This is a genomic window from Pseudomonas sp. LBUM1656 (assembly GCF_059716065.1).
In genome coordinates this window covers 813677-836275 of sequence record NZ_CP166800.1, presented here as the reverse complement: position 1 = coordinate 836275, position 22599 = coordinate 813677, and the positions used below count along the sequence as shown (strand labels likewise).

Below are 22599 nucleotides of genomic sequence, written 5' to 3'. Positions count from 1 at the left end.
CTCAAGGAGTGAACATGTCTGTTGCTATTGAAAAACAACTGAACGAAAGCCTGCGTGATGCGCAGCTCGGGCTCTATCTGTCTGCGATTGTTGAGCAAGACAAGACGCTGCAAGCCTTGAAGATCTCAGAACACCTCAAGACGGCTGATGACCTCTACCACTATTGGCTGCTTGATGTGCTGGTCAGCCAGGATGTACCGACCAGCCCGGTAGCCTGCGCAATTGCCAGTCTTCAGCAGTACATCATCAGCATTCTGGCCAACATGGAACCGGGGTATCACACCGCGCAGATTCCAACAGACCAGGTCGACACCTGGCACGCCGTCATGCATCACTATCAGGACTGGGCCACCCATCAGCGCCTGTACTATTTTCCGGCGGCTTATCTTGATCCGACGCTGCGCAAGACCCGCACCGCAAGCTTCGAGCAACTGGAAAACGACCTCAACCGTAACCAGCTCACAGCCGAGTCCGTGCAAACAGCGGTGCTGGCTTATCTGACCAGACTGGAGGAAGTGGCCAACCTGCAAATCGTCAACGGTTACATCGACGGCAGCGATTTCGCCAACAGCACTTATTACTTCATTGCCAAATCCCGTGCTGCCAATACGTGGTACTGGCGCTCGCTGGACATGGCGTGTCGCCCCTTCGTGGCCGGCTCCCGGACTGCCAAATATGATGCTCCGGAGCCGCAAGCGTGGTCCGACTGGCACCGCATCAACTTACCCGTTTCGGACAGCACCATTGAACACACCATCCGTCCGGTCATGTTCAACAATCGTTTGTATGTCATCTGGGCGGAATGCGTTTTTCAGGATCAGATGAGCAAAGAAGATAACAAGAACAAAACCTCTCCCTTGTTTCGTCTGAACCTGTGTTTCAAGAAATACGACGGGAGCTGGAGTACGCCGCAAACATGCATTCAACATTACTGGTCGGCCGAATCAATTGAAGGCATGAACCTGGCGGAATTGAAGGTGAACACGAGAACCATTGCCGCCTGTCATCACACGTCCTCATCCCTGTTCGTCGCCTTGTATGTCAATAAATTGAGTCGAGAAGAGTTTGGTATTTATCTCGACTTCTGCCTGTCGATCGTCATCGACAAAGACGCCGTTATCCAGTCGACCGTTCACCTTAAAACACTCGATAAAGATAAAGACAAAACACTTATTGAGCTGATCGGGAAGTGGCCACCTTCCAACCCGAGAATGCTCCAGTGCAGTCACTCGTCAACCTTGTCGCACGCTCCCAGTATCGAATCACGTCTGGACAACGTATTAGGTACAACAGAATTCATCGACTTCTCGAAGTCCGAAATAAAGAATAGCGAGAGTCCAAAAGCCCCGCCTCGCCAACCTATCCGAATGAACATCACCTTCGCCCGGCATCTGATCAAGCGCGCAGAAACCGGCATGGACACGTTGCTGAGCTGGTCCTCCCAGCACCTGCAAGAGCCTCCCTTCGAAAGCGGCAAACCGCCCGAGCAACTGGACTTCTACGGCGCCTACGGTCGTTACTTCGTCGAGTTGTTCCTCTATCTGCCCTGGCTGGTAGCACACCGCTTTAACCAGGAGCGCCAGTACGGCGAAGCCGAACGCTGGATTCAATCCCTGTTCAATCCCGCCCGAAAAGCAGTCAGTGGCAGCAACCCTGACTACTGGAACGCGGTGCCCCTGATCTCCGGCACGCCCAAGCCCGGCCAACCCAGCTACGCCCTCCAGGGACCGCAGGACCCACACCAGATTGCACTGAGTCACCCTGCGCACTTTCGCAAAGCCCTGTACATGCTCTACCTCGATATTCTGCTCAATCGTGGCGACACCGCTTACCGCCAACTATCTCCCGACAGCCTGACCGACGCGAAGCTCTGGTATCTGCGCGCCCAGGATCTGTTGGGTCCGCGACCGGATATCAGGCAAACCGATCTATGGGCAAAGATCACATTGAAAGCGTTCAGCGAGGAGCCCAATACAAAACTGCGTGCGTTTGAAAAAACCTTGGGAGAAACAGGCAAGCACCTACCGACAACCGCCGCCCCGGGGCTAGCCCCTCAGGTGTGTGTCCGTCCTTACGTCCACTCACATTCAGCCCACGCGATTGACGCACCGCATTCGCGCTTGCCCTTCAACCCCGTGCTGTTCCCGCGCTGGGAAAAGCTCGAAAGCCGCCTGCATAACCTGCGACATAATCTCGACATTGTGGGTCGCCCCCTGAGGCTTGCGCTCTTCACAGCTCCAGCCGCTTCAAACAAACAGCTCGGAGCCAACTCTCCTCGCGCTGCAGAACCGGGCCTGGCCCAGCGACTGGGGACAGAGATTCCGCCTTACCGTTTCAGTGCCCTGCTTGCCCATGCCATGAGTGCGGTAGACACGGTGATTCAGTTCGGCGAAACGCTGATGTCGTTCATCGAGCGCAGCGAGCAGGCCAGCTATCAGGAACTTCAGCAGCAGCACCTCTGGGATATCGCCACCCTTGCGGTAGACCTGCAGACCCAGGCCCTGAAGATTGACCAGAAAACCCTGGAAGCGTTACTCGCCAGTAAGGCCATCGTTGAAAGCCGCCATGATTACTACAGCCAGCTGGTCAACGAGGTCGTCAATCTGGAAGAAGTGACGGCTGCCGCGTTCCATCTGGAGGGGCGTATCGCTGAAGCAGGCGCCCATGCGGCACATGCCGGCGGTCAGGGCCTGAAAGTAGTTCCCAACATTTTTGGTCTGGCGGACGGCGGGGTTCGCCTTGAGGGCGGGCCGCTCGCCATGATGGCCATGCAACAAGGGGTAGCAACTGCCGCTTATGGCGCGGGCGAAGCCCTGGAACGTGCCGCGCAGTATCGACGTCGTCATCAGGATTGGACTCTCGCCCGCGACCAGGCAAAGCTCGAAATCGCCCAGATTGATGCACAGCTTGCACTGGAGGCTGAACGCGAGACTGCTTCGCGACTGCTTCTGCAACAGACTCAAACATCGCTGGCCCAAGCCCGGTCCTCCTACGATTTTCTCAGCCAGCGCTTCACAAACTCGCAGCTTTACCAGTGGTTCACCCACCAACTCTCCAGCTTTTACTACCAGGTGTATGACTCGACGTTCTCGCTGTGCCAGTTCACCGAACGCAGCTGGCGTTACGAGATGGCCGACACCACCACTCAAGCGATCTTCCAGAACCAGACCTGGAACAGCACCTACCGTGGACTGGGCCCTGGCGAGCGTATGAAGCTGGGCTTGATGAAGATGAAGAATGCCTGGCTGCTGGGCAACGAGCGCGAGCTGGAAATTCGCAAGACCGTATCGTTAAGCAAGCTCCACATGCAGGAAAACATCACGCCATCATTCAACAAACCCTGGGACGGTACGCTCGCAGCAGACAACACGTTCATCAAAGGAATGAAGGCCATCCTGCTGGACACGGGCTCCTGCGAGTTTGAATTGACGCAAGCTCTTTTTGACAACGACTACCCGGGGCATTGCCTGCGCCGGATCAAGAGCATCAGCATCTCCCTGCCGGCCGTCCTCGGCCCTTATGAAGATATCCGCGCAACGCTGACCCAGACCGGCAGCGAAGTCGTCCTGCCCGGTGACGACAAGACGGTCCTGAAGAGTCTGCGCGCCAATCAGCAAATTGCCCTGTCCACAGGCATCGACGACAACGGCCTGTTCACCTTGAGCTTTCAGGACGAACGCTACCTGCCCTTCGAATACACCGGAGCGGTATCGAAATGGCTGTTGTCGTTCCCCAATCATGGCGCTCAGAAAAGCATGCTCGAATCACTGACCGATATCATCGTGCACGTGCAGTACTCGGCCAGGGCAAAGGGAGGTGCACAATGAGCGAACACGCGGCCCTGCCCGTCACCTCGCCGGCCTTGCCCAAGGGCGGGGGGGCAATTCAAAGCATCGGCAATGGTCTCGGTGCAATCGGCTCCAGCGGGGCCGCTTCCTGCGAGATTCCGCTGCCCGTTTCATCCGGTCGCGGATACGCCCCGGCCCTTGCCTTGCGCTACAACAGCGCTCAAGGCAACGGGGTGTTCGGTCTGGGTTGGACACTGCCTCTGCCGATAGTCTCACGACGCACCCAGATGGGTGTTCCGGCCTATACCCGCGATGATTTGTTCATCGGCCCCGACGGCGAGGTCTTGATGCCTGAACGGAACCGGGCCACCGGAGTGATCGAATCCAGTCAAAAGCTTTGCAGCGACGGCACACAGCAGGTGGCACACACGGTCGTGCACTATCGACCGCGCATCGAAACGGCGTTCAACCTGGTCGAGCATTGGTCCAGCGCAACAGACGAACCGGGCTTCTGGCTGATACACAACGCTGACGGCACTCAGCATCTGTTTGGAAAAACGCCATCGGCACGCCGTGCGAATCCCGATGCACTTTCGCACGTGGCCGAGTGGTTGCTTGAAGAGAGCATGAACCCTCATGGCGAGCATATTGTGTATGAGTACAACGCGGACCCGGCCTCGGCGCAGGCCCCTGCCGACAGCCGCGCCCAGCGTTATCTCGGGCGGGTACGCTATGGCAATTTCGAAGCTGACGCTCAGTTGTATCTAGGCAAAAACGGGGGGCTGAACGGTGTACGTTGGCACTTCGAAGTGTGCTTCGACTACGGTGAGCGCAGCACCGCACTGGATGAAAAACCTGCGTATCGAGCTACAGAAACGTCGCCGCTACGGAGCGATCCCTTTTCGGATTTTTCCTATGGGTTTGAACTGAGAACCCGACGCTTATGCCGGCAGGTTCTGATGTTTCACTACTTCCCCGATGAAACATCAATGGGTCCCGAGCCGGTACTGGTTCGCCGCACCGCGTTGGAGTATCAGACCAGCCCCCACTCCTACAGCTGCCTGGGCGCAGCGCTGGACCAGGCTTTCGGCGCAAGCACCGATGAATTCCATCCGCCCCTCGAATTCACCTACACCGACTTCTCGCTGGAGCCCGACGTTCAGCGCTTCATCCCATTCGAGGCGCTTTCCGGGCTCAATCACCAACAGCGCTTTCAGTTCGTCGATCTACTGGGAGAAGGTCTTCCCGGCATCCTGCACCGTACCGACAAAAGCTGGCGCTATAGCCAACCGGTGCGCGATGACCTGGGAGGGGATCATGTCACGTACAAGGCGTTGAGCGAGCTGCCGCAACTCCCGGCAGGCGACAGCCGCAAACCCACCCGACAGTTTCTCGGCAACCTCAATGCAAGCGGTCGCCCGGACTGGATCCTGGCACAGCCCGGGCTCAGTGGTTTCTTCACGCTGAAACCCAACGGCACCTGGTCGAACTTCACCTCGCTTGATGCCGTTCCGACAGAGTTTTTCCATCCTCAAGGGCAACTGGCCAATCTGATGGGCGCCGGGCTCAACGATCTGGTGATGCTTGGTCCGCGCAGTGTTCGTCTGTATGCCAACACGAACGGCACAGGCTTCGCCGCTGCAACTGAAGTCGATCGCGGGACTGATGAGGATGACCTGCCACCGCCCGGCAATTCATCCCGCGAACTGGTGGCGTTCAGCGACCTTCTGGGCACCGGACAACAGCATCTGGTTCGTATCCGCCGTAACGAAGTGAAATGCTGGCCGAACCTCAGCCGGGGACGCTTTGGCAAAGGTCGGGTGATCGCCACGCCGGAGCTTTCATTGGAAGAATTCGATGCATCGCGTCTGTTGCTGGCCGACCTGGACGGTTCTGGAAGCGCAGACCTTATTTATCTGGAGCCCCACTGCGCGCGCATTTTCATGAACCTGTGCGGCAATGGCCTGAGCCCGGCGATCGACGTGCCATGGCCCACAGGTCTGAGCTATGACCGGTTCTGCCAGGTCAGTGCTACCGACCTGCAAGGACTTGGTTGCTCCAGCCTGGTTTTAAGCGTGCCGGGAGCAACTCCCCGGCATTGGCGATGCGATTTCGTCAGCACCAAACCCTATTTACTGCAAGCGACCAACAACAATATGGGTGCAGGGGGCAGCATCAACTATCGCAGTTCGGCACAGGAGTGGCTGGACGAAAAAGAACAGGTACTCAAAAACAGAAAAACGGCGGTTTCACGCTTGCCGTTTCCATTGTTTCTGGTCAAACAGCAGATTCGATTCGACGAAATTTCCGGCAATCGCCTGACCCAAAAATTCAAATATCGACGCGGCGTCTACGACGGTAATGAACGCGAATTCCGGGGTTTCGGCCTGCTCGTGCAAACCGACATCGGTGGCGATAAAACACGCAATCCGCGCACCGTACGAACATTGACCAAAACCTGGTTTCACATCGGCAAAGAAGTTGATCCCGTCATTCATGATCGAGATAACAGCGACAAAAATGCCGTGCGGCTCAAAAGCACCATCCAGAACCTGGGAGAAAGCTGGACACCACGCAGCGATCGGGATATTCCGGCCAACACCCGGTCCAAAGCCCGCCGGCTTGAAATTGCCCGGGCGCTGAACGGGCGTATCTTGCGGGTAGAAATTTACGGCCAGGAACAGGGCGACAAGTCAAAGCTGCCGTACTCGGTGCAACAACACCGCTACAAGGTCAACGAGCTCAAGGGCATGGGCACGCACAGCCCTTACTCGATCCTGCACCCGGTACTCGTGGAGTCGATTCATTATCAGTACGAGCGCTTCCCGCAAGATCCGCGCTGTACCCACACGATCAATCTGAACTGGGACGCCTACGGTTACCTGACTCACCATCTGGAGATCAGCTACGCCCGGCGCATAACGGCGGACGATGCCTGTCCCTTCACCGATCCCTGGGAGAAAAAATGGTGGGTCGACGCCCATGACGAGGCCCAGCAGTTCTTCTACGTGACCGAACATAAAGCCCAATTCATTCACATCATCACCCCGCAGAACAGGCGACTGGGCCTGCCTTATCTGCAACGCACGAATGCTCTGAAACTGCCGAAAGTACCGCTGGCCGATGGCCTGGCGCCTTCTGGCATCAACCATGAGGCACTGCTGAACCTGAGCGTTTCGGCGGCCTGGAAAGCGCGACAGGTCATGACCGGCCTGTCTTTGCAGCGTTATGGAAAGCCTGATGCCGGTGGTCTCTATGCAGATGGAGAAGCCAGTGTCGAAGCGTTGGTTGATCACACGGAAACCGCCGAACTCAATGAGCTGGCATTGAAGGCTTACGACGTGCTCAAGTCGCAGGCTCCGTCCTTTGATTTGACCCGCCGCCTGGAACTCGCAGGCTACAAAAAAATGCCCACCGCCTTACCGAGTGACGCTGAGTGGGATAAGCAGGACAAACTCTGGTCGGTACAACGCCACTTCGTCGCGTACAAAAAACTGGAGGGTTTCTTCAAACCTTCGAGTTTTAGACAGAGTTCGCAACAGGGGCCAACCACCTTCACTCATGACTCCTATTTCTGCCTGACCACTGGCATCAAGTTGCCGGACGATTGCACGACTACAGCCTCCCTTATTGACTACAGACTCCTCCAACCCACTCGGGTAACCGACGCCAATAACATTGTTCAGGAAACGTCGTACGATGCATTCGGACAGGTTCACGCCATCACCCATTTCAAAAGCAGTGCCGATGGCCAAATCGGGTTCGCGCCACTTTCCACCTATATCCGTCGCTATCCCGGCCGGCCGGACCTTGCAATTGAAAACCCGCAGCAGGCATTACAGCAAGTCGCCAGCGCTTACTTCTACGATGCGTTCAGCTGGATGGGACGTATTGCGCTCACAACACAGCAGGAGCAGGCCTGGTGCAAAGAGGCAATTGCCAAAGGCGATCTGCTGCCCGGTGGGCACATCCGTGCCAGCGCACGTGCGCGTCTGGCCCGTAGCGGCATCAATAAAACCCCTTACGAACAAGCACTCCAGACAAAGATCGAAAACGTGCAGCGCGAACCGGTCCACTGCGCCACATTGCAGGCCGATCGACATCTCAACGATTCCGAAAGCAAAAAAATCCGCATCAGAGTCGAGTGTTGGGATGGCTTTGGCCGGCCGTTGCAAAGCAAACATAAGGTTGGGCCAGGAACAGCGTTAGCGGTCAACGAAGACGGCACATTGAAATGGATAAGCTACAAACCGCAAGAACACGAAACCATCCTTCGCTGGCGTGTCAGCCAGCGCACTGAATACAACAACGAAGGCCTGGTGACTCGCACTTATCGGCCTTACTTCAGTGATCGGCACCGCTACATCAACGATGAATCCCTGCGCAAATCAGGCCTTTGCGACCAGTATTTTCATGACCCCATGGGCCGACTCATTCGCGTCATCAATGCCAAGGGTGACGAACGTCATCACACCTGGCACCCCTGGTATTCCATCACCGAAGACGAGAACGACACCCAGCCCGAGTTGCCGGCTCAAGGAGGTGCGCAATGAGCGTGAATGTTCATCGCCACACTCCGACCCTGAACGTCATCGACGGCCGTGGTCTTGCGCTGCGCGAAGTCCGTTACTTGTGCAACGAATCGGTCAAGACGCCAGAAGCCCGTGTCACACGTTACTTGCATGACCTCAGCGGTCAGATCATCGAGCACTTTTCGCCCGCAACTCCGGTCGGCTTGACCACCGCTGACTCAAGACAAGTCCGCAGCCTGTCGGGCGCGACACTCCTGATCGACAGCATCGATGCCGGCTGGCGTCTGACGTTTTGTGGAGAAGCCGGCCAGACGCTGGACACGTGGGACTCGCGCGGTAGCCATTGGCAAACCGACTATGACAATCAGCTACGCCCACTGGCGATCCACGAAGAATCTGCCCAGCAATCCTGTCAGGTCATCGAGCGCTTCACCTACGCAGCCAGCTCCACCGACGAAGCGAAAACCAACCGATGTGGACGGTTGATTCGTCATGATGATCCGGCAGGCAGCGTGCTTTTTTCCGGGTATGACCTGGCTGGAAAACTGCTCAGCCAAACGCGCCATCTGCTGAAAGATCAGCGCGCCGCCGACTGGCCGGAAGATCTCAACGAGCGCAAGGGGTTGCTCGAAAGTGGTGCCGGCCATACCACCACTTGGCAATACGCTCCGACCGGCGAAATCATTAAGCAAGTAGACGCCAAAGGACATACGCAACGTTTCTGGTTCGATGTTGCCGGTCAGCTGGAGAAAGTCACCCTGCAACTCAATGGCACGACTGAGCAGAGGCTGGTTCTCGATCAAGTCAGCTATAACGCGCAAGGTCAGATAGAGTCGCAGGTGCTGGGAGGCAAGATCACCAGCGCGGCGATGTATGCGTCTGAAAACGGCCGCATGATCCAGCGCAGCCTTTCACGTGCAAACACCCACGTTCTTCAGGAACTGCACTACGCCTACGACGCAGTCGGCAATGTGTTGAGTGTCGAAGACCACAGCAAACCCGAGCAGTACAACGCCAATCAATGCGTAAGGCCGGGCAACTCTTATAGTTACGACAGCCTGTATCAGCTGGTCAAGGCGACGGGCCGGGAAGAACAGTCAGCAAACATCCGCGCGGCGCTTCCTGCCTGGCTATCCAGCCCGGCCGACCGCAGCCGACTGCTCAATTTCACTCAACATTACACCTACGATGAACGCGCCAACCTGACCAAACTGCAGCATCAGCGCGAAGGCAACAACTACACCCGAGAGATGGGTATTGCCCCCACCAGCAATCGGGGGCTGTCATGGAAAACCGGTGACCCGCCACCCGATTTTGCAACTGCCTTCGATGCCAACGGCAATCTGCAAGCCCTGCAAACCGGCCAACCGCTGCTGTGGAACGCACGTAACCAATTACAAAGCGTGACCCTGGTGGAGCGTGACGAGCAGCAAGAGGATACAGAGAGTTACCTCTACGACGGCAGCGGCCAGCGCATTCGCAAACGGCAAACCCAAAAGTCCCACGCCCTCACCCACTACCGCGACGTGTTGTACTTGCCTGGCCTGGAGATCCGGGAAAGCACGACGGAAAAATTCGAGGTCATCACTGTTCAGGCGGGAACCTGCAACGTTCGGTGCCTGCACTGGAGCCTGGGAACACCTTCAGGCATCACCAATGACGCGTTGCGCTTCAGCTTCGACGATCACTTGGGGTCCAACACTATGGAGCTGGATGGCGAAGGCAACCTGATCAGCGAGGAAGGTTATTACCCCTTTGGCGGCACCGCGTGGAGAGCGGCGCGTAACGTGCTGGAAGCGAAATACAGAACCCTTCGTTACTCGGGCAAAGAGCGTGATGCCAGCGGGCTGTATTACTACGGCCAGCGGTATTACGCGCCATGGTTGCAACGCTGGATCAGCCCGGACCCGGCGGGCACGGCTGACGGGTTGAACCTGTATTGCATGGTGGGGAACAACCCGGTGCGATTTGCCGACTCACAGGGACTGGTGCGCGATGATCTGGTCAACGTCCCCATCGTTCTCGACTTCTACGACCGGTTTTCAGAAAAAACCGTTTCGATGACTGATGCTCCAAGGCTATTTGCAGAAGCAAAGGACGGGAAACTGGCCGCACTGAAAGCTCAATTTCCCAATCGGACGAATCCTCTGACACCCAAGGAAATCGCCGGGGTCGAAGCCGCTCACCCACCGTTCAGGGCCTACACGAAAAAGAAGTTGAATGAGTACACCGCACACGCAGCGGTCACAACGGCGGACGGAAGCTTTTCGTCCTGGGATCATTTCAACTTCCCTGAACAGCTGGGGGACAGGCCCTATCCCGGGATCGCCCTCTTTCGCAATCCGTTCCCCTCAACAAGCGGGCCGGGGGATTTGGGGATCTTTGAAGTCACCCAACCAGAAACCTACATGGCTCAAGTTGAACGCGATTACGCCAATCAGAATGACGTCACCCTCCACCCGGCGCTGGCCAGGGACATTCGCGACCATATTGGTGACTCCGGACATTTATTCCCCATCCAGTCCGGCACCCCTGGGCGTCATGCGGAAGTGCGGGGCAGAAACGCTTTGCTACACAGCCCATTGAGTGCAGGCGTCCCACTTGAAAACATCTTTGTGATGACTCAACGACTCAAGGGCGTTTCCAATTCCCGGCGCGCCACCGATTTCCCCACCTGCATGAACTGCAACGCCTTGATCCCGAGGGACATCAACATCCCCACCGGCCGATTGGAGCCCATTGACTACGCCGCGCATGTGCAATCGATGCGGTCATCCAGAACCCATTATCAGCGCGTCGCCAATCCGTAAGTCGGTGTTGCTTACATGCAGATCGCGTTGGTAAACACCAACCGGTTACCGAACGGATCACTGATCGTCATGTCCTGGCTTCCCCAGGGCATGGCCTGGATCTGTGGGTGGGAAAACGAATATTCCTTCGCCAGCAGTTGCTGCTGAAATGCCTCAAGTTCATCGGTCTCGATCCGCAAGGCCGAACCCGGCGTGCTGTCACCATGGTGCTCGGACAGGTGCAGCACGCATTCGCCACGGGAGACTTGCAGGTACAGCGGGAAATTCGCTTCGAAGCGATGCTGCCAGTCGACCGTGAACCCGAGGAAGTCGACGTAGAACTCCAATGCTTTGGTCTCGTCGAAAATCCGCAAGATCGGGGTGGTTTTGCCGAAGCTCATAGGGTCGCTCTCGCCAAGTAAGAAAGGCCCGCACGCGACGGGCATTGATTCAAGAACAGAGTAGCCATCAACGTGCAGTCTTGATGCTTGCGTCTTGATAGGACTCCACATTTTTGTCGGTACGGGCGTAGAAGAAGTAGCCGTAGTCCTGCAAATAATAATAGGTGTTCAGGCGATGGTACTGCGACGCCTGCAATTGGCATTTGAGCTCTTTGGCGCTGCCGCTCAGGCTTGCATTAAGCTCGCTGGCCGGTAAGTCACGGGCAACTGTACAGTCCATGGAGGATTCGTACCGGTTAGTTTCACCGAGCATCGAGTTGACGTTGCGGTACTTGGTGCTGAAACCCACCTGGCTGTTGATCGGCATCTGTCGCCAGTCGCCATGAAAAATCAGGCTGGTGGTGCTAGTGATGTCTTTGACGGAAGTGTCCGTCAGATCGGTGAAGCGCATTTGCGCCGTCAGGTCAAACAATCCCCTGAAACTGATTTTATTGTCCTCGAACCCCTTCCCCACAGAACGCTCTCTCAATTGCTGAGAAGCCTTGTCGACATCGATGAAATACTCCTGACGCAGCTCACTGCTCTTTCCCTTATAGGTGTGAGTTCCGACCACTTCCAGGTAGCTCAGTGTCTTGATCGGTGGCGGCAGGTTCAAGCCCTGAATCGCGGACGCGACCGCGTCAGACAACGGAGGCAGGGACACGGGTGAGGTTTTTTTCGCACGCGGGATAAATACCGGCAATTGCGACACCGCTTCGGGCCTCCCGCAGACCAGCCCGAACAACCGCTGATGGTTCTCGTTGTTGCCGGAAATGGCTTGTGGCGCCAGCGGGAAATTATCCTGCCCATCGGTCACGGTGTTGCTGGCATTCACGTCGTACACGGCCACCCGACGATAATTTTGCTGGGCGCAATCGACGGCGTAGCGTTCACGTTTTTGCGCAGAGGGCGCGTTGTAAAGCTCACTAAGGCCGACGACAGGGCTATCGTAAGCCGCCCAGAAGCGGATCTCGGGCCCGTCAGCCTTGAGGCTGTTGCGATCCAGCAATACCCACTGCTGGTCGCCACTGCCATTAACGAGGCGCCAGTCCGATTTCGGTGTATTGGCGCAGGCCTTGATGAAGTCCGGATTATTTTTCAACACTGGGTAGATGGTCGCCGGAATGGGCTGGCCCGCGGTGTACTGCTGATTGTTGGCTCCTGTATACAGGCGTCCGTCACCCGTCAAGTAGAGCAGGCTGGCTTGCGGCGTTGTGCAGGACGCTTCCAGTTGAGCGGCCAGTCCGGCGCCTTTCTGCGCCGCACTGAACTTGCTGAGCTGAAAGCTCAGGACGTCGCCTTCTCGCATGACCGAATCGACGGCGATGGGACGGGAAAGCAGCCCGCCATAAGTTTTTTCGGCTTGTGCTGCCTGCCGTGCCTGAGGGCCGACACATCCGGCCAACAGCGTGATCGCGGCCAGTAAAGTAATGCGTTGCATGAGTCCCCTCGGCGGCAGACGCCAAATCCTTTGAATGCCAGCACTTCGGCTTGGCGGCGAGATTCTTTAATCTCACAACGCCACCACTGCACCCGCCTCATTGAAACCCGTCACGCAAGTCGCCTTCACGCGCCAGAAACCGCCCTTCCCGTTTGCCGTTCGCCTGGCCTTCGCTGTAACTCAAAACCCCGTTGATCCACACCCCCTCAATCCCCTCCGCCGCCCGTTGCGGGTCACTGAAGTCCGCCACGTCGCGAATGGTCAGCGGATCGAACAACACCAGATCCGCCCAATGTCCTTCACGGATTTCACCCCGATGCTTCAAGCCAAAACGCGCCGCCGACAGCCCGGTCATTTTGTGTACGGCAGTGTGCAGCGGAAACAGCCCGACGTCGCGACTGAAATGTCCGAGCACACGTGGGAAAGCGCCCCACAAGCGCGGATGCGGGAACGGGTCTTCCGGCAAGCCGTCAGACCCCACCATCGACAACGGATGGGCGAGGATTCTTCGTACATCGGCCTCGTCCATGCCGTAGTACACCGCGCCGGCCGGCTGCAGTCGCCGGGCGGCCTCGAGTAATGGCAGGTTCCATTCGGCGGCGATGTCCATCAGGTCGCGACCGCCCAGCTCCGGGTGCGGCGTCGACCAGGTGATGGTGATGCGATGGGCGTCGGTGACTTGCTTGAGGTCCAGGGTCGAAGAACTCGCCGCGTAGGGATAACAATCGCAACCCACGGGATGAGTTTTCGCAGCCTCCTCAAGCGAGGCCAACACTTGCGGACTCCGCCCCCAGTTGCCGGCCCCTGCGCATTTAAGGTGGGAAATAATCACCGGGGATTTCGCATGCCGACCGATCTGGAAGGCTTCGTCCATGGCCTCCAGCACCGGCTCGAATTCGCTGCGCAAATGGGTGGTGTACACCGCGCCGAATGCCGTCAGTTCTTCGGTCAGTTGCATCACTTCATCGGTGGACGCCGAGAACGCGCTGGCGTAGGCCAGACCGGTGGATAAGCCCAGGGCGCCGGCCTCGAGACTTTCGCACAGTTGCTCGCGCATCGCGCTGATTTCATCCGCCGTGGCGGTGCGAAACAGGTCGTCGAGGTGGTTGCTGCGCAACGCGGTGTGGCCCACCAGTGCAGCGACATTCAGCGTGGTGTTCGCGGCTTCGACCGCTGCGCGGTAATCGCTGAACGTCGGATACACAAAGGCTGCCGAAGTGCCGAGCAGATTCATCGGGTCCGGCGGATCGCCGCGCAAACTCACCGGTGACGCGCTGATTCCGCAGTTGCCGACAATCACCGTGGTCACGCCCTGGCTGAGCTTGGGCAGCATCTGCGGCTGACGGATCACCACCGTGTCGTCGTGGGTGTGCACGTCGATAAAACCGGGCGCCAGTACGCGGCCGGCGGCGTTGATTTCTTCACTGGCGGTGGCCTCGCGCAGGTCGCCGATGCACGCGATGCGACCGTTCAGAATCGCCACGTCGGCGGGATAGCCGGGGCTGTTGCTGCCATCGATGACCAAGGCGTTGCGAATCAGCGTGTCGTACATCATGTCAGTCTCCCAGCGGCAAGTGATCGTCGCCGCCGCGGTAATCGTCGAGGGCGAGTTTGATCCGCCGCAGACGTTCTTGATTGTTTTCAGGATTGGCCAGCGCCAGCTCGGTGGCAAGCACGTCGATGGCCAGCAGCATGCCGTAGCGCGCTGCCGTGGGTTTGTAGATGAACGAGGTCTCGACGCCTTGCAGCGGCAGCAACACATCGGCCAATTGCGCCAGCGGCGAATCGGCGCGGGTGATGGCGATAATCCGTGCGCCGTAGTTGCGCGCCAGTTCGACGGCTTCGATGAGTTCGGGGGTGATGCCGGTCAGCGAGCAGGCAATCACGGCGCGTTCGGCATCGAGACTGGCGGCGGTGACGCGCATCATCACCGGGTCGTGGCACGCCGCAATGGGGTAGCCGAAGCGCACCAACCGCACTTGCAGTTCATCGCTGCACAAGGTCGAGCAACCGCCCATGCCAAACGCATGAATCATCCGCGCCTTGCCCAGCAGCTTCACCGCATCGGCGAAACGCGACTCGTCGAACGCCGACAAGTGCTGACGCAAGGTCGACTCGATATCGCCGACGATCTGGCCGTAGAACGCCGACTGGTCAGGCGTGCCCGCCGGGTCGAGGAAACGGCTGCCGACGCCGCTCGCCTGGGCCAGTTGCAGGCGCAGATCGCGCAGGTCGCGACAGCCCACCGTGCGGGCAAACCGCGACAGCGTGGCGGTGCTGACTTCCGCTCGCTGCGCCAGCTCATCGAGGCTGGCGGCGGAGGCAAAGCCGACGTCGTCGAGCATCAGTCGTGCGATACGCCCTTCACCGGCACTGAAGGAATCCTGGCGGGCGCGGATCTGATAGAGGATGTCCATGGCAGGCGGCTCCGGTTAAATCAGGTAAGAAAGACCGACGGTCAGCGCGAAAGCGACCACCGAAATAATGGTCTCAAGCACGGTCCAGGTCTTGAAAGTCTGGGCAACGGTCATGTTGAAGTATTCCTTGATCAACCAGAAGCCGCCGTCGTTGACGTGAGAAAAAATCACTGACCCGGCACCGGTTGCCAGCACCAGCAGTTCCGGATGCGGATACTCCAGACCAATGGCCACCGGCGCCACGATGCCCGAGGCGGTGGTCATCGCCACGGTGGCCGAACCGGTCGCGATCCTCATCAGTGCAGCAAACAGCCAACCCATGATCAGCGGTGACAGGTGAAATTCGTCGGCGAGGCTGACGATCTGGTTGGTCACCCCAGCGTCCACCAGAATCCGGTTCAAACCGCCACCGGCGCCGACCAGCAAGGTGATGCTGGCGGTCGGTGCCAGGCATTCGTTGGTGAACTTGAGGATCGATTCGCGGTTGAAGCCCTGGGCGATGCCGAGGGTCCAGAAGCTCAGCAGGGTTGCCAGCAGCAGCGCGATCACCGAGTTGCCGATAAACAGCAGGAACTGGTTGAAACCGCTGCCCGGCGTGGAGAGCAGGTTGGCCCAACCGCCGATCAGCATCAGCACCACCGGCAACAGGATGGTCGCCATGGTGATGCCGAACCCTGGCAGGCTGTCGCGCGGTTCGCGGTCGAGGAACTGCCGCTCCAGCGGGTTTTCCGCCGGCAGTTGAATGCGCGGCACGATGAATTTGGCGTACAACGGACCAGCAATGATCGCCGTCGGAATGCCGATCAGGATCGCATACATCAACGTCTGCCCCACCGACGCTCCATACACCTGCACTGCGAGCATGGCCGCCGGGTGCGGCGGCACCAGCGCATGCACCACCGACAGGCCGGCGACCATCGGCAAACCGACCATCAGGATCGACACGCCGACCCGGCGCGCCACGGTAAAGGCAATCGGCACCAGCAACACAAAACCGACCTCGAAGAACAGCGGCAGCCCGACCAGGAAGGCGATGCACACCATGGCCCAGTGCGCGTTCTTCTCGCCGAACCGGTCGATCAAGGTCCGCGCCACCTGCTCGGCACCGCCGGACTCGGCCATCATCTTGCCGAGCATCGTGCCCAGCGCCACCACCAGCGCGATGTGCCCCAGGGTTTTGCCGACTCCGGCCTCGTACGCGCCGACCACGCCGGACGGCGGCATGCCGGCCAGCAGCGCGAGGCCGATGGAGACCAGGGTGATGACAATGAACGGATTAAGCCGGTAACGGGCGATCAGAACGATCAGGGCAATGATGGCGATAGCGGCATACACCAGCAGCCAATAGCCGAAGGACAGGGTCATGCGGTACTCCTCGAAAGGGTCACGTCGAAAGTTTTGTGAAACTCTTAAAACATTTCGAGACGCGATATTCAAACGAGGTGAAAGTTATTTTCGTGCAGAGGTAAGGGATGTCGTGCAGAGGTATGTGAGGTCGGTGGATATGAAAATCAGGCAGGCGGATTTACATCGCACCTGCGTGGATCTCAGTCGTGATTCACGCGAGCGCGCTTGAGCAGTTTCTTGCAGCGCTCGGACAAATGCAGCACGCGCAAATGCTTACCGGCCTTGGCGTAGCGCTCACGCAGCGTCTTGAGCGCGGCGATGGCCGAGTAGTCGACAAAGCTCAAGTGGCGGCAGTCGATGGTCACGACAGGCGGATCGTTGGCAGGATCAAACTGATTGAGAAAAGGCGTGGTCGAGGCAAAGAACAGCGTGCCATGGAGATGATAGAGCTTGCTGCCATCGGTTTCGAGATGAGCGTCGGCATACAGCTCGCGGGCCTGCTGCCAGGCAAAGTTGAGCGCCGCGATGATGATCCCGCACAGCACGGCGGTCGCCAGGTCGGTAAACACGGTGATGACCGTTACCGCGACAATCACCAATACATCGTTCAGCGGGACCTTGTTCACCACCCGCAACGACGCCCATGCAAAGGTCTGTTGCGACACCACGAACATCACGCCGACCAGCGCGGCCAACGGTATGCGCTCGATCAGCGGCGACAGAAACAGAATGAACAGCAGAATCAGCACCCCGGCCACCACACCGGACAGCCGGCCACGACCACCGGAACTGAGGTTGATGACGGTCTGCCCGATCATCGCGCAACCACCCATGCCGCCAAACACACCGGACACCATATTGGCCGCGCCCAACGCCACGCACTCGCGATCCGGAAAGCCACGGCTCTCGGTGATCTCGTCGGTGAGGTTCAGGGTCAGCAGGGTTTCCAGCAGACCGACCAGCGCCATCAAGATCGCGTAGGGCGCGATGATGCGCAGGGTCTCCAGGCTCCACGCAATGTCTGGCAACGCGAACGCCGGCAAACCGCCAGCGATATGCGCCATGTCGCCCAGGGTGCGCGTCGGCAGGCCGAGTAGATACACCGCCAGCCCGACACTCAGGATCGCCACCAGCGCCGGCGGCACGGCACGCGTCAGGCGCGGTAGCAGGTAAACGATTGCCATCGTGACCACCACCAACCCGGTCATCATGTACAACGGCGTGCCGCTGAGCCAGGTTTCGCCATCCTTGAAGTGTTCGAGTTGGGCCAGGGCAATGATGATCGCCAGGCCGTTGACGAAACCGAGCATCACCGGATGCGGCACCATGCGTACCAGTTTGCCCAGTCTCAGCAGCCCGAACGCCAGCATGATCAGGCCACCGAGCAACACGGTCGCGAGTAGATACTGCACGCCGTGCTGCACCACCAGCGCGACGATCACCACCGCCATCGAACCGGCCGCACCGGAGACCATGCCCGGGCGCCCGCCGAAAAGCGCGGTGAGGGTGCAAATGATGAACGCACCGTAAAGCCCCATCAGCGGATTGAGATGGGCCACCAGCGCGAAGGCAATGCATTCGGGGAGCAGGGCAAAAGAGGTGGTGAGTCCGGCCAGGACATCGGCGCGCAGACGTTTGGGTTTCATGGAAGGTCGGACACAACAGGGAAAGAGGGAGCGGATGTTACGGAATTGAGCACGGCCCGGCCAGTTGTCGGGCTGCCGAAAACGCCTTCGCGAGCAAGCCCGCTCCCACAGTGGATCTGCGCTGCACACAAAATCTGTGTCCTATGAAGATCAAAATGTGGGAGCGGGCTTGCTCGCGAAGGTGGCGACGTGGTCTAAAGCGAACTCAAACCATCTCGTCCCGAATCCACTCAACCACCGACGTCCGCTTCGGCACCCAACCCAGCAATTCACGCGCATGCTTGCCGCGCACCCGGCTGTTGGAACCCAAACCATAGTTGGCCATTTCATAACCCCACTCGGCTTCGGCCTCTTTCAACGGCCAGTCTTGCGCCTTGCCCAGTTTCAGGGCTTCAGCCATGGCGGTGGTCATGTCGATGAACGACGCCTCACCGCTTTCGACGAAGTAAAACGTGCCCGGAACATTCTTGGCCAGCGCCAGCAGGTACAGGGACACCACGTCTTCGATGTGCACATTGGACCAGATGTTCTGTCCCGTGCCGACATGCCGGACCACACCGCTTTTACGCGCCTGTTTCAGCAAGCGCGGCAGTTGCACGCTGTCACGATTGACGCCCAGGCTGTGGCCGTAAATCAGGGTGTTGCAGATCACGGCCGAGTTCACGCCGTCTTTTGCCGCCGCAAGGATCAGGTTGTCGATGGCCACGCGGGCGGCCTTGTCGACGGTCGGTTCCGGCAGGCTGTCTTCGAAGTAGATGACGTCGCTGGATTTACCGCCCGACGCATCGCCGACGATGCTCGAACCGCTGGTGTGCAGGAACACTTTGTGGGAGCCGCGCAAGGCATTGAGCAAGGCTTCCACCGCGCCACGATGGTCGCTGCTGGCGGCATTGATCACGGCATCGGCTACGCGGGCCTGTTCGGCCAATAGTGCGCTGTCGTCAAGAGTGCCGATCACCGGGGTAATGCCCAGTGCGCTCAGTTCAGTGGCTTGTTCGGCATTGCGAACCAGGCCGGTGACCTGGTGGCCCGCCCGAACAAGACCGGTAGCGATGGAGCCGCCGATGAATCCAGCGGCGCCGGTAACGAATACGTTCATGGAGAAACTCCCTGCGTGAATAAGTGATGCATTGAGTATCGAGGACCGTCCCGTGACGAAACAGACCCGCTGACCCAAATCACTCTTGCGCAGGAGTCACGAATCAGCCTTTGAAGTCCGCATTCGCATACGCCGCCAATTTGCCCTGGATGAAGTCCAGGAAGCACTGGATACGCAGGGCAAGTTGCGAGTTGCGGTAATACACCGCGTTGATCGGCTGGCGATAGCCACTGTTGAAATCCGCCAGCAGCACCTGTAATCGACCGGCGCGAATGTCGTCGATCGTCATGAAGTGCGACAGGCAGGCAATGCCCTGACCTTCCAGCGCCAAGTGCCGGATCGTCTCGCCGCTGGAGGCACTGATCGAAGCCTGAATCGGCCAACGATCACCGTGCACATACCGCAACGGCCACTGGTTGAGGCCTTCGTTCTGGGTGAAACCCAGCAACGCATGCCCGGTCAGGTCGGCAACAGCGGCCGGGGTTCCGTGTTGCTCAAGGTACGCCGGGCTGGCGACGATGTGCAGCGGGCTGCAACCCAGCGAGCGCGCGTGCAGGGTCGAATCGGCCAGTGTGCCGATGCGGATGGCGATGTCGGTGCTTTGTTCGAGCAAGTCGATGATCAGGTCGTTGCTGTTGAGTTCGAGCTGGATGTCCGGGTAGAGCCGGCGGAACTCGTCGATGTACGGCACGATGGCGTGCAGCATGAACGGCGACGCGGCGTTGATCCGCAAACGCCCGGACGGGGTTTGCTGGCGTGAGGTCAGGCGTTCTTCGAGCTCGTCCATCTGATCGAGAATCAGCTTGGCGTGTTCAAAGAAATACTTACCCTCCTCCGTCAAGTCCATGCGCCGCGTAGTGCGGTTGATCAGCGTGGTATCGAGTTTGGCCTCCAGCCGAGACAGCGTGCGGCTGACCGCCGAAGGCGTCTGCCCGACCTGTTCGGCCGCCGCGGAGATCGACCCGCACTCAATCACGCAGACGAAAATCTGCAACTCATCGGATCTGGCTTTCACGGATGCCCCTCATTCAAAACTGGCTTGATAGTAGCTGGATGCGGGGCAAAAGGAACCTCACGCTGGCAGACCGAACACCTCAGTCAAATGCTGTTCATAGCGCGCCACGTCGCCTTCGATATCCGGACGTTTCATCACATCGACCGCCAGGAAGGTCGGCAAACCGGTCATGCCAAGGAATTCGTTGGCCTTGTGGAACGGGAAGTAAACCGCGTCCACGCCCTTGCCTTCGAAGAAATCGGTCGGGTCGTCAAAGGCTTGCTGCGGTGCGTTCCAGGTCAGCGACAACATGTATTGCTTGCCGTGCACCAAACCACCGCTGCCGTACTTTTGCGAGGCGTCGGAACGGGTGCGGCCGTCGCTGGCGTAGAGGCTGCCGTGGCCTTCGGTGAAGACTTCGTCGATGTACTTTTTCACGGTCCACGGCGCGCCCATCCACCAGCCGGGCATCTGATAGATGATCACATCGGCCCAGAGGAACTTGGCAACTTCTTCGGCAACGTCGTACCCCTCGTCGATAAAAGTGGCTTTCACATCGACACCACCACGATCCAACACGCTCAGCGCAGCTTCATGCAGGGTGGTGTTGTAGCGGCCATCAGAGTGGGCGAACTTTTTGCCGCCATTGAGCAACAGGACTTTTTTCATGAGCAGTCTCGGAAGGTTGGGAATTCGATGGCGGCAGAGTAACGACCTGCCTCGCGCGGAATAAGCGTTGAATTCGCAAAATTCATTTGACCAATACGCACGAATCGACAGGCGATTGTTGCCATACACTTGCGCCGATTCTGAACTTGAGGGGATTTCTGATGAGTGAAATGCAAGGCTTCATCCTGCACGCCAAGACCCGCCCGGAAAAATCCGACGCCTTCGAAGCGTTTTTCAGCGGCTACGTAGAAGCCAGTCGCGCCGAGCCCGGCTGCATCGAGTACCACATGCTGCGCGACAAACAGGACCCGACGCTGTTTATCTTCTACGAGATCTGGCAGTCCCAGGAACATCTCGACGTGCACTCGAACCTGCCACACATGCAGCAGTTCCGTGACATGCGCATGGAGTACCTGGAGCGGGATTTCGATATTCGCGCCATAGAAATGCTTAGCCCGTCTTCCGCTACCCGCTGATCAGCAAGTGGCCGCCGAGCAGGCCAAGGCCGATGAAGAACACGCGTTTGAACAGCACGGCGCTGATCCGCTGGCGAAGCCATTGACCCAGCAGCATGCCGAGCACCGCCGGAACCAGCGCCAGCAATGACGCGCTCAACTCGCCACCGCCGAGGGCACCGCGCCATAACAGTCCGGCGGCCAGGGCGAGGGTCGAGACGGTGAACGACAGGCCCAGCGCCTGCACCAGTTCATCCTTGCTCAAACCCAATGCTTGCAGATAAGGCACCGCCGGTATCACGAAGACGCCGGTGGCTGATGTGATAACGCCTGTCAGCACGCCGCACAGCGGACCGAGCCAGCGTTCGGTTCGACCTTCGACGCGCAAGGCTGGCAGGAATAAACCGCTCATCGCATAGAGCAACAGCGCAGCGCCCAACCCCCGCACCACCCAATGACCACCGGCCATGCCGATCCATACTGTGCCTGCCCCGGTGCCGATTAAGATCGCCAGCAGCATTGGCCACAACCGTTTGATCAAACCGAGCAAATGCCCGCCGAATACCAGTTGCCAGACATTGGTGAGGGTTGCGGGAATGATCAACAGCGCCGCAGCCTGCGACGGCGCCATAGCCAGACCGAGCAGGCCCATGGCGATGGTGGGCAGGCCGAGGCCGATGATGCCTTTGATCATGCCGGCCAGTAGAAAAGTGGCGATTACCAGCAGGGAAAGGGCCAAACCGAGGTTTTGATAGAACGCGGTCAGAGTATTCATGGGGCAATGGTGTGCCTGGATTGGCGGCTTGAAAATCTGCCATATACTGAGACTGCCTATTGCATGGCAAGAGGCTGATAATTTCGCTGCGGTTGCTGACGCCTTCGCGAGCAAGCCCGCTCCCACAGTGGACCGAGCAAGCCCGGACGACGCGGCCACCTGTGGGAGCGGGCTTGCTCGCGAAGGCGCCCGTCCAGACAACACACC

At 58.7% G+C, this 22599-nt stretch carries 14 protein-coding genes; 4 read left to right on the top strand and 10 right to left on the bottom strand.

Features of this window, described 5'->3' with window-relative positions; all coding sequences use genetic code 11:
* Positions 1-14 precede the first annotated feature (14 nt).
* Genes ACA072_RS03585 through ACA072_RS03575 form a run of 3 tightly spaced genes read left to right on the top strand, consistent with a single transcriptional unit; the run spans position 15 to position 11130 of the window.
* The gene (locus tag ACA072_RS03585; RefSeq protein ID WP_497623199.1) at positions 15-3827 is read left to right on the top strand and encodes a Tc toxin subunit A-related protein; all 3813 of its coding nucleotides are present in this window, start codon (positions 15-17) and stop codon (positions 3825-3827) included.
* On the top strand, positions 3824-8341 hold the full coding sequence (locus ACA072_RS03580; protein ID WP_497623197.1) for a SpvB/TcaC N-terminal domain-containing protein: 4518 nt from the start codon (positions 3824-3826) through the stop codon (positions 8339-8341). Before ACA072_RS03585 ends, ACA072_RS03580 begins: the two co-directional genes overlap by 4 nt.
* Complete coding sequence (locus ACA072_RS03575; protein ID WP_497623194.1) at positions 8338-11130, top strand: RHS repeat-associated core domain-containing protein; 2793 nt, start codon at positions 8338-8340, stop codon at positions 11128-11130. The genes ACA072_RS03580 and ACA072_RS03575 overlap by 4 nt, the downstream gene beginning before the upstream one ends.
* Positions 11131-11141: 11 nt before the next feature.
* Here the strand turns inward: ACA072_RS03575 and ACA072_RS03570 are convergent, their stop codons facing one another.
* The 9 genes from ACA072_RS03570 to mdaB all read right to left on the bottom strand — a co-directional run bounded on the left by ACA072_RS03570 (position 11142) and on the right by mdaB (position 21162).
* Entirely contained in the window at positions 11142-11510 is a 369-nt protein-coding gene (locus tag ACA072_RS03570; RefSeq protein WP_497623192.1) for a glyoxalase superfamily protein, read from the bottom strand.
* Positions 11511-11577: 67 nt separating this feature from the next.
* Positions 11578-12990, bottom strand: coding sequence for a hypothetical protein (locus ACA072_RS03565; protein WP_497623190.1), 1413 nt, complete (start codon positions 12988-12990; stop codon positions 11578-11580).
* Positions 12991-13087: 97 nt separating this feature from the next.
* Positions 13088-14545 (bottom strand): N-acyl-D-amino-acid deacylase family protein, encoded by a 1458-nt coding sequence (locus tag ACA072_RS03560; RefSeq protein ID WP_497623188.1) that lies wholly within the window; start codon positions 14543-14545, stop codon positions 13088-13090.
* 1 nt (position 14546) lies between these two features.
* Positions 14547-15407, bottom strand: coding sequence for a MurR/RpiR family transcriptional regulator (locus ACA072_RS03555; protein WP_219096629.1), 861 nt, complete (start codon positions 15405-15407; stop codon positions 14547-14549).
* A 15-nt stretch (positions 15408-15422) separates the two neighbouring features.
* Positions 15423-16772 carry a GntT/GntP/DsdX family permease gene (locus tag ACA072_RS03550; RefSeq protein ID WP_497623186.1) on the bottom strand — a complete coding sequence of 450 codons (1350 nt, stop codon included), beginning with the start codon at positions 16770-16772 and terminating at the stop codon, positions 15423-15425.
* Between the two features lie 182 nt (positions 16773-16954).
* Positions 16955-18400: a SulP family inorganic anion transporter gene (locus ACA072_RS03545; RefSeq protein ID WP_497623184.1), complete on the bottom strand. Its 1446-nt coding sequence runs from the start codon at positions 18398-18400 to the stop codon at positions 16955-16957.
* 205 nt (positions 18401-18605) lie between these two features.
* Positions 18606-19499, bottom strand: a complete 894-nt coding sequence (locus tag ACA072_RS03540) for an NAD-dependent epimerase/dehydratase family protein (RefSeq protein WP_497623182.1) — start codon at positions 19497-19499, stop codon at positions 18606-18608.
* A 103-nt stretch (positions 19500-19602) separates the two neighbouring features.
* Positions 19603-20514, bottom strand: coding sequence for a LysR substrate-binding domain-containing protein (locus ACA072_RS03535; RefSeq protein WP_497623180.1), 912 nt, complete (start codon positions 20512-20514; stop codon positions 19603-19605).
* A gap of 57 nt (positions 20515-20571) precedes the next feature.
* Positions 20572-21162, bottom strand: coding sequence for an NADPH:quinone oxidoreductase MdaB (mdaB, locus tag ACA072_RS03530; protein WP_497623178.1), 591 nt, complete (start codon positions 21160-21162; stop codon positions 20572-20574).
* A 161-nt stretch (positions 21163-21323) separates the two neighbouring features.
* Between mdaB and ACA072_RS03525 the strand changes: the two genes are divergently transcribed.
* The gene (locus ACA072_RS03525) at positions 21324-21638 is read left to right on the top strand and encodes a putative quinol monooxygenase (protein WP_497623177.1); all 315 of its coding nucleotides are present in this window, start codon (positions 21324-21326) and stop codon (positions 21636-21638) included.
* Here the strand turns inward: ACA072_RS03525 and ACA072_RS03520 are convergent.
* Positions 21628-22392, bottom strand: a complete 765-nt coding sequence (locus ACA072_RS03520; RefSeq protein WP_497623175.1) for a sulfite exporter TauE/SafE family protein — start codon at positions 22390-22392, stop codon at positions 21628-21630. The two genes, ACA072_RS03525 and ACA072_RS03520, sit on opposite strands and share 11 nt — an antisense overlap.
* Positions 22393-22599 lie beyond the last annotated feature (207 nt).

Bases quoted from the DNA above. Each gene is read 5' to 3' on its own strand.
- ACA072_RS03525 (WP_497623177.1), top strand. From the start codon at position 21,324: ATGAGTGAAATGCAAGGCTTCATCCTGCACGCCAAGACCCGCCCGGAA.
- ACA072_RS03560 (WP_497623188.1), bottom strand. From the start codon at position 14,545: ATGATGTACGACACGCTGATTCGCAACGCCTTGGTCATCGATGGCAGC.
- ACA072_RS03545 (WP_497623184.1), bottom strand. From the start codon at position 18,400: ATGAAACCCAAACGTCTGCGCGCCGATGTCCTGGCCGGACTCACCACC.
- ACA072_RS03555 (WP_219096629.1), bottom strand. From the start codon at position 15,407: ATGGACATCCTCTATCAGATCCGCGCCCGCCAGGATTCCTTCAGTGCC.
- ACA072_RS03550 (WP_497623186.1), bottom strand. From the start codon at position 16,772: ATGACCCTGTCCTTCGGCTATTGGCTGCTGGTGTATGCCGCTATCGCC.
- ACA072_RS03585 (WP_497623199.1), top strand. From the start codon at position 15: ATGTCTGTTGCTATTGAAAAACAACTGAACGAAAGCCTGCGTGATGCG.
- ACA072_RS03580 (WP_497623197.1), top strand. From the start codon at position 3,824: ATGAGCGAACACGCGGCCCTGCCCGTCACCTCGCCGGCCTTGCCCAAG.
- ACA072_RS03565 (WP_497623190.1), bottom strand. From the start codon at position 12,990: ATGCAACGCATTACTTTACTGGCCGCGATCACGCTGTTGGCCGGATGT.
- ACA072_RS03575 (WP_497623194.1), top strand. From the start codon at position 8,338: ATGAGCGTGAATGTTCATCGCCACACTCCGACCCTGAACGTCATCGAC.
- ACA072_RS03540 (WP_497623182.1), bottom strand. From the start codon at position 19,499: ATGAACGTATTCGTTACCGGCGCCGCTGGATTCATCGGCGGCTCCATC.
- ACA072_RS03520 (WP_497623175.1), bottom strand. From the start codon at position 22,392: ATGAATACTCTGACCGCGTTCTATCAAAACCTCGGTTTGGCCCTTTCC.
- mdaB (WP_497623178.1), bottom strand. From the start codon at position 21,162: ATGAAAAAAGTCCTGTTGCTCAATGGCGGCAAAAAGTTCGCCCACTCT.
- ACA072_RS03570 (WP_497623192.1), bottom strand. From the start codon at position 11,510: ATGAGCTTCGGCAAAACCACCCCGATCTTGCGGATTTTCGACGAGACC.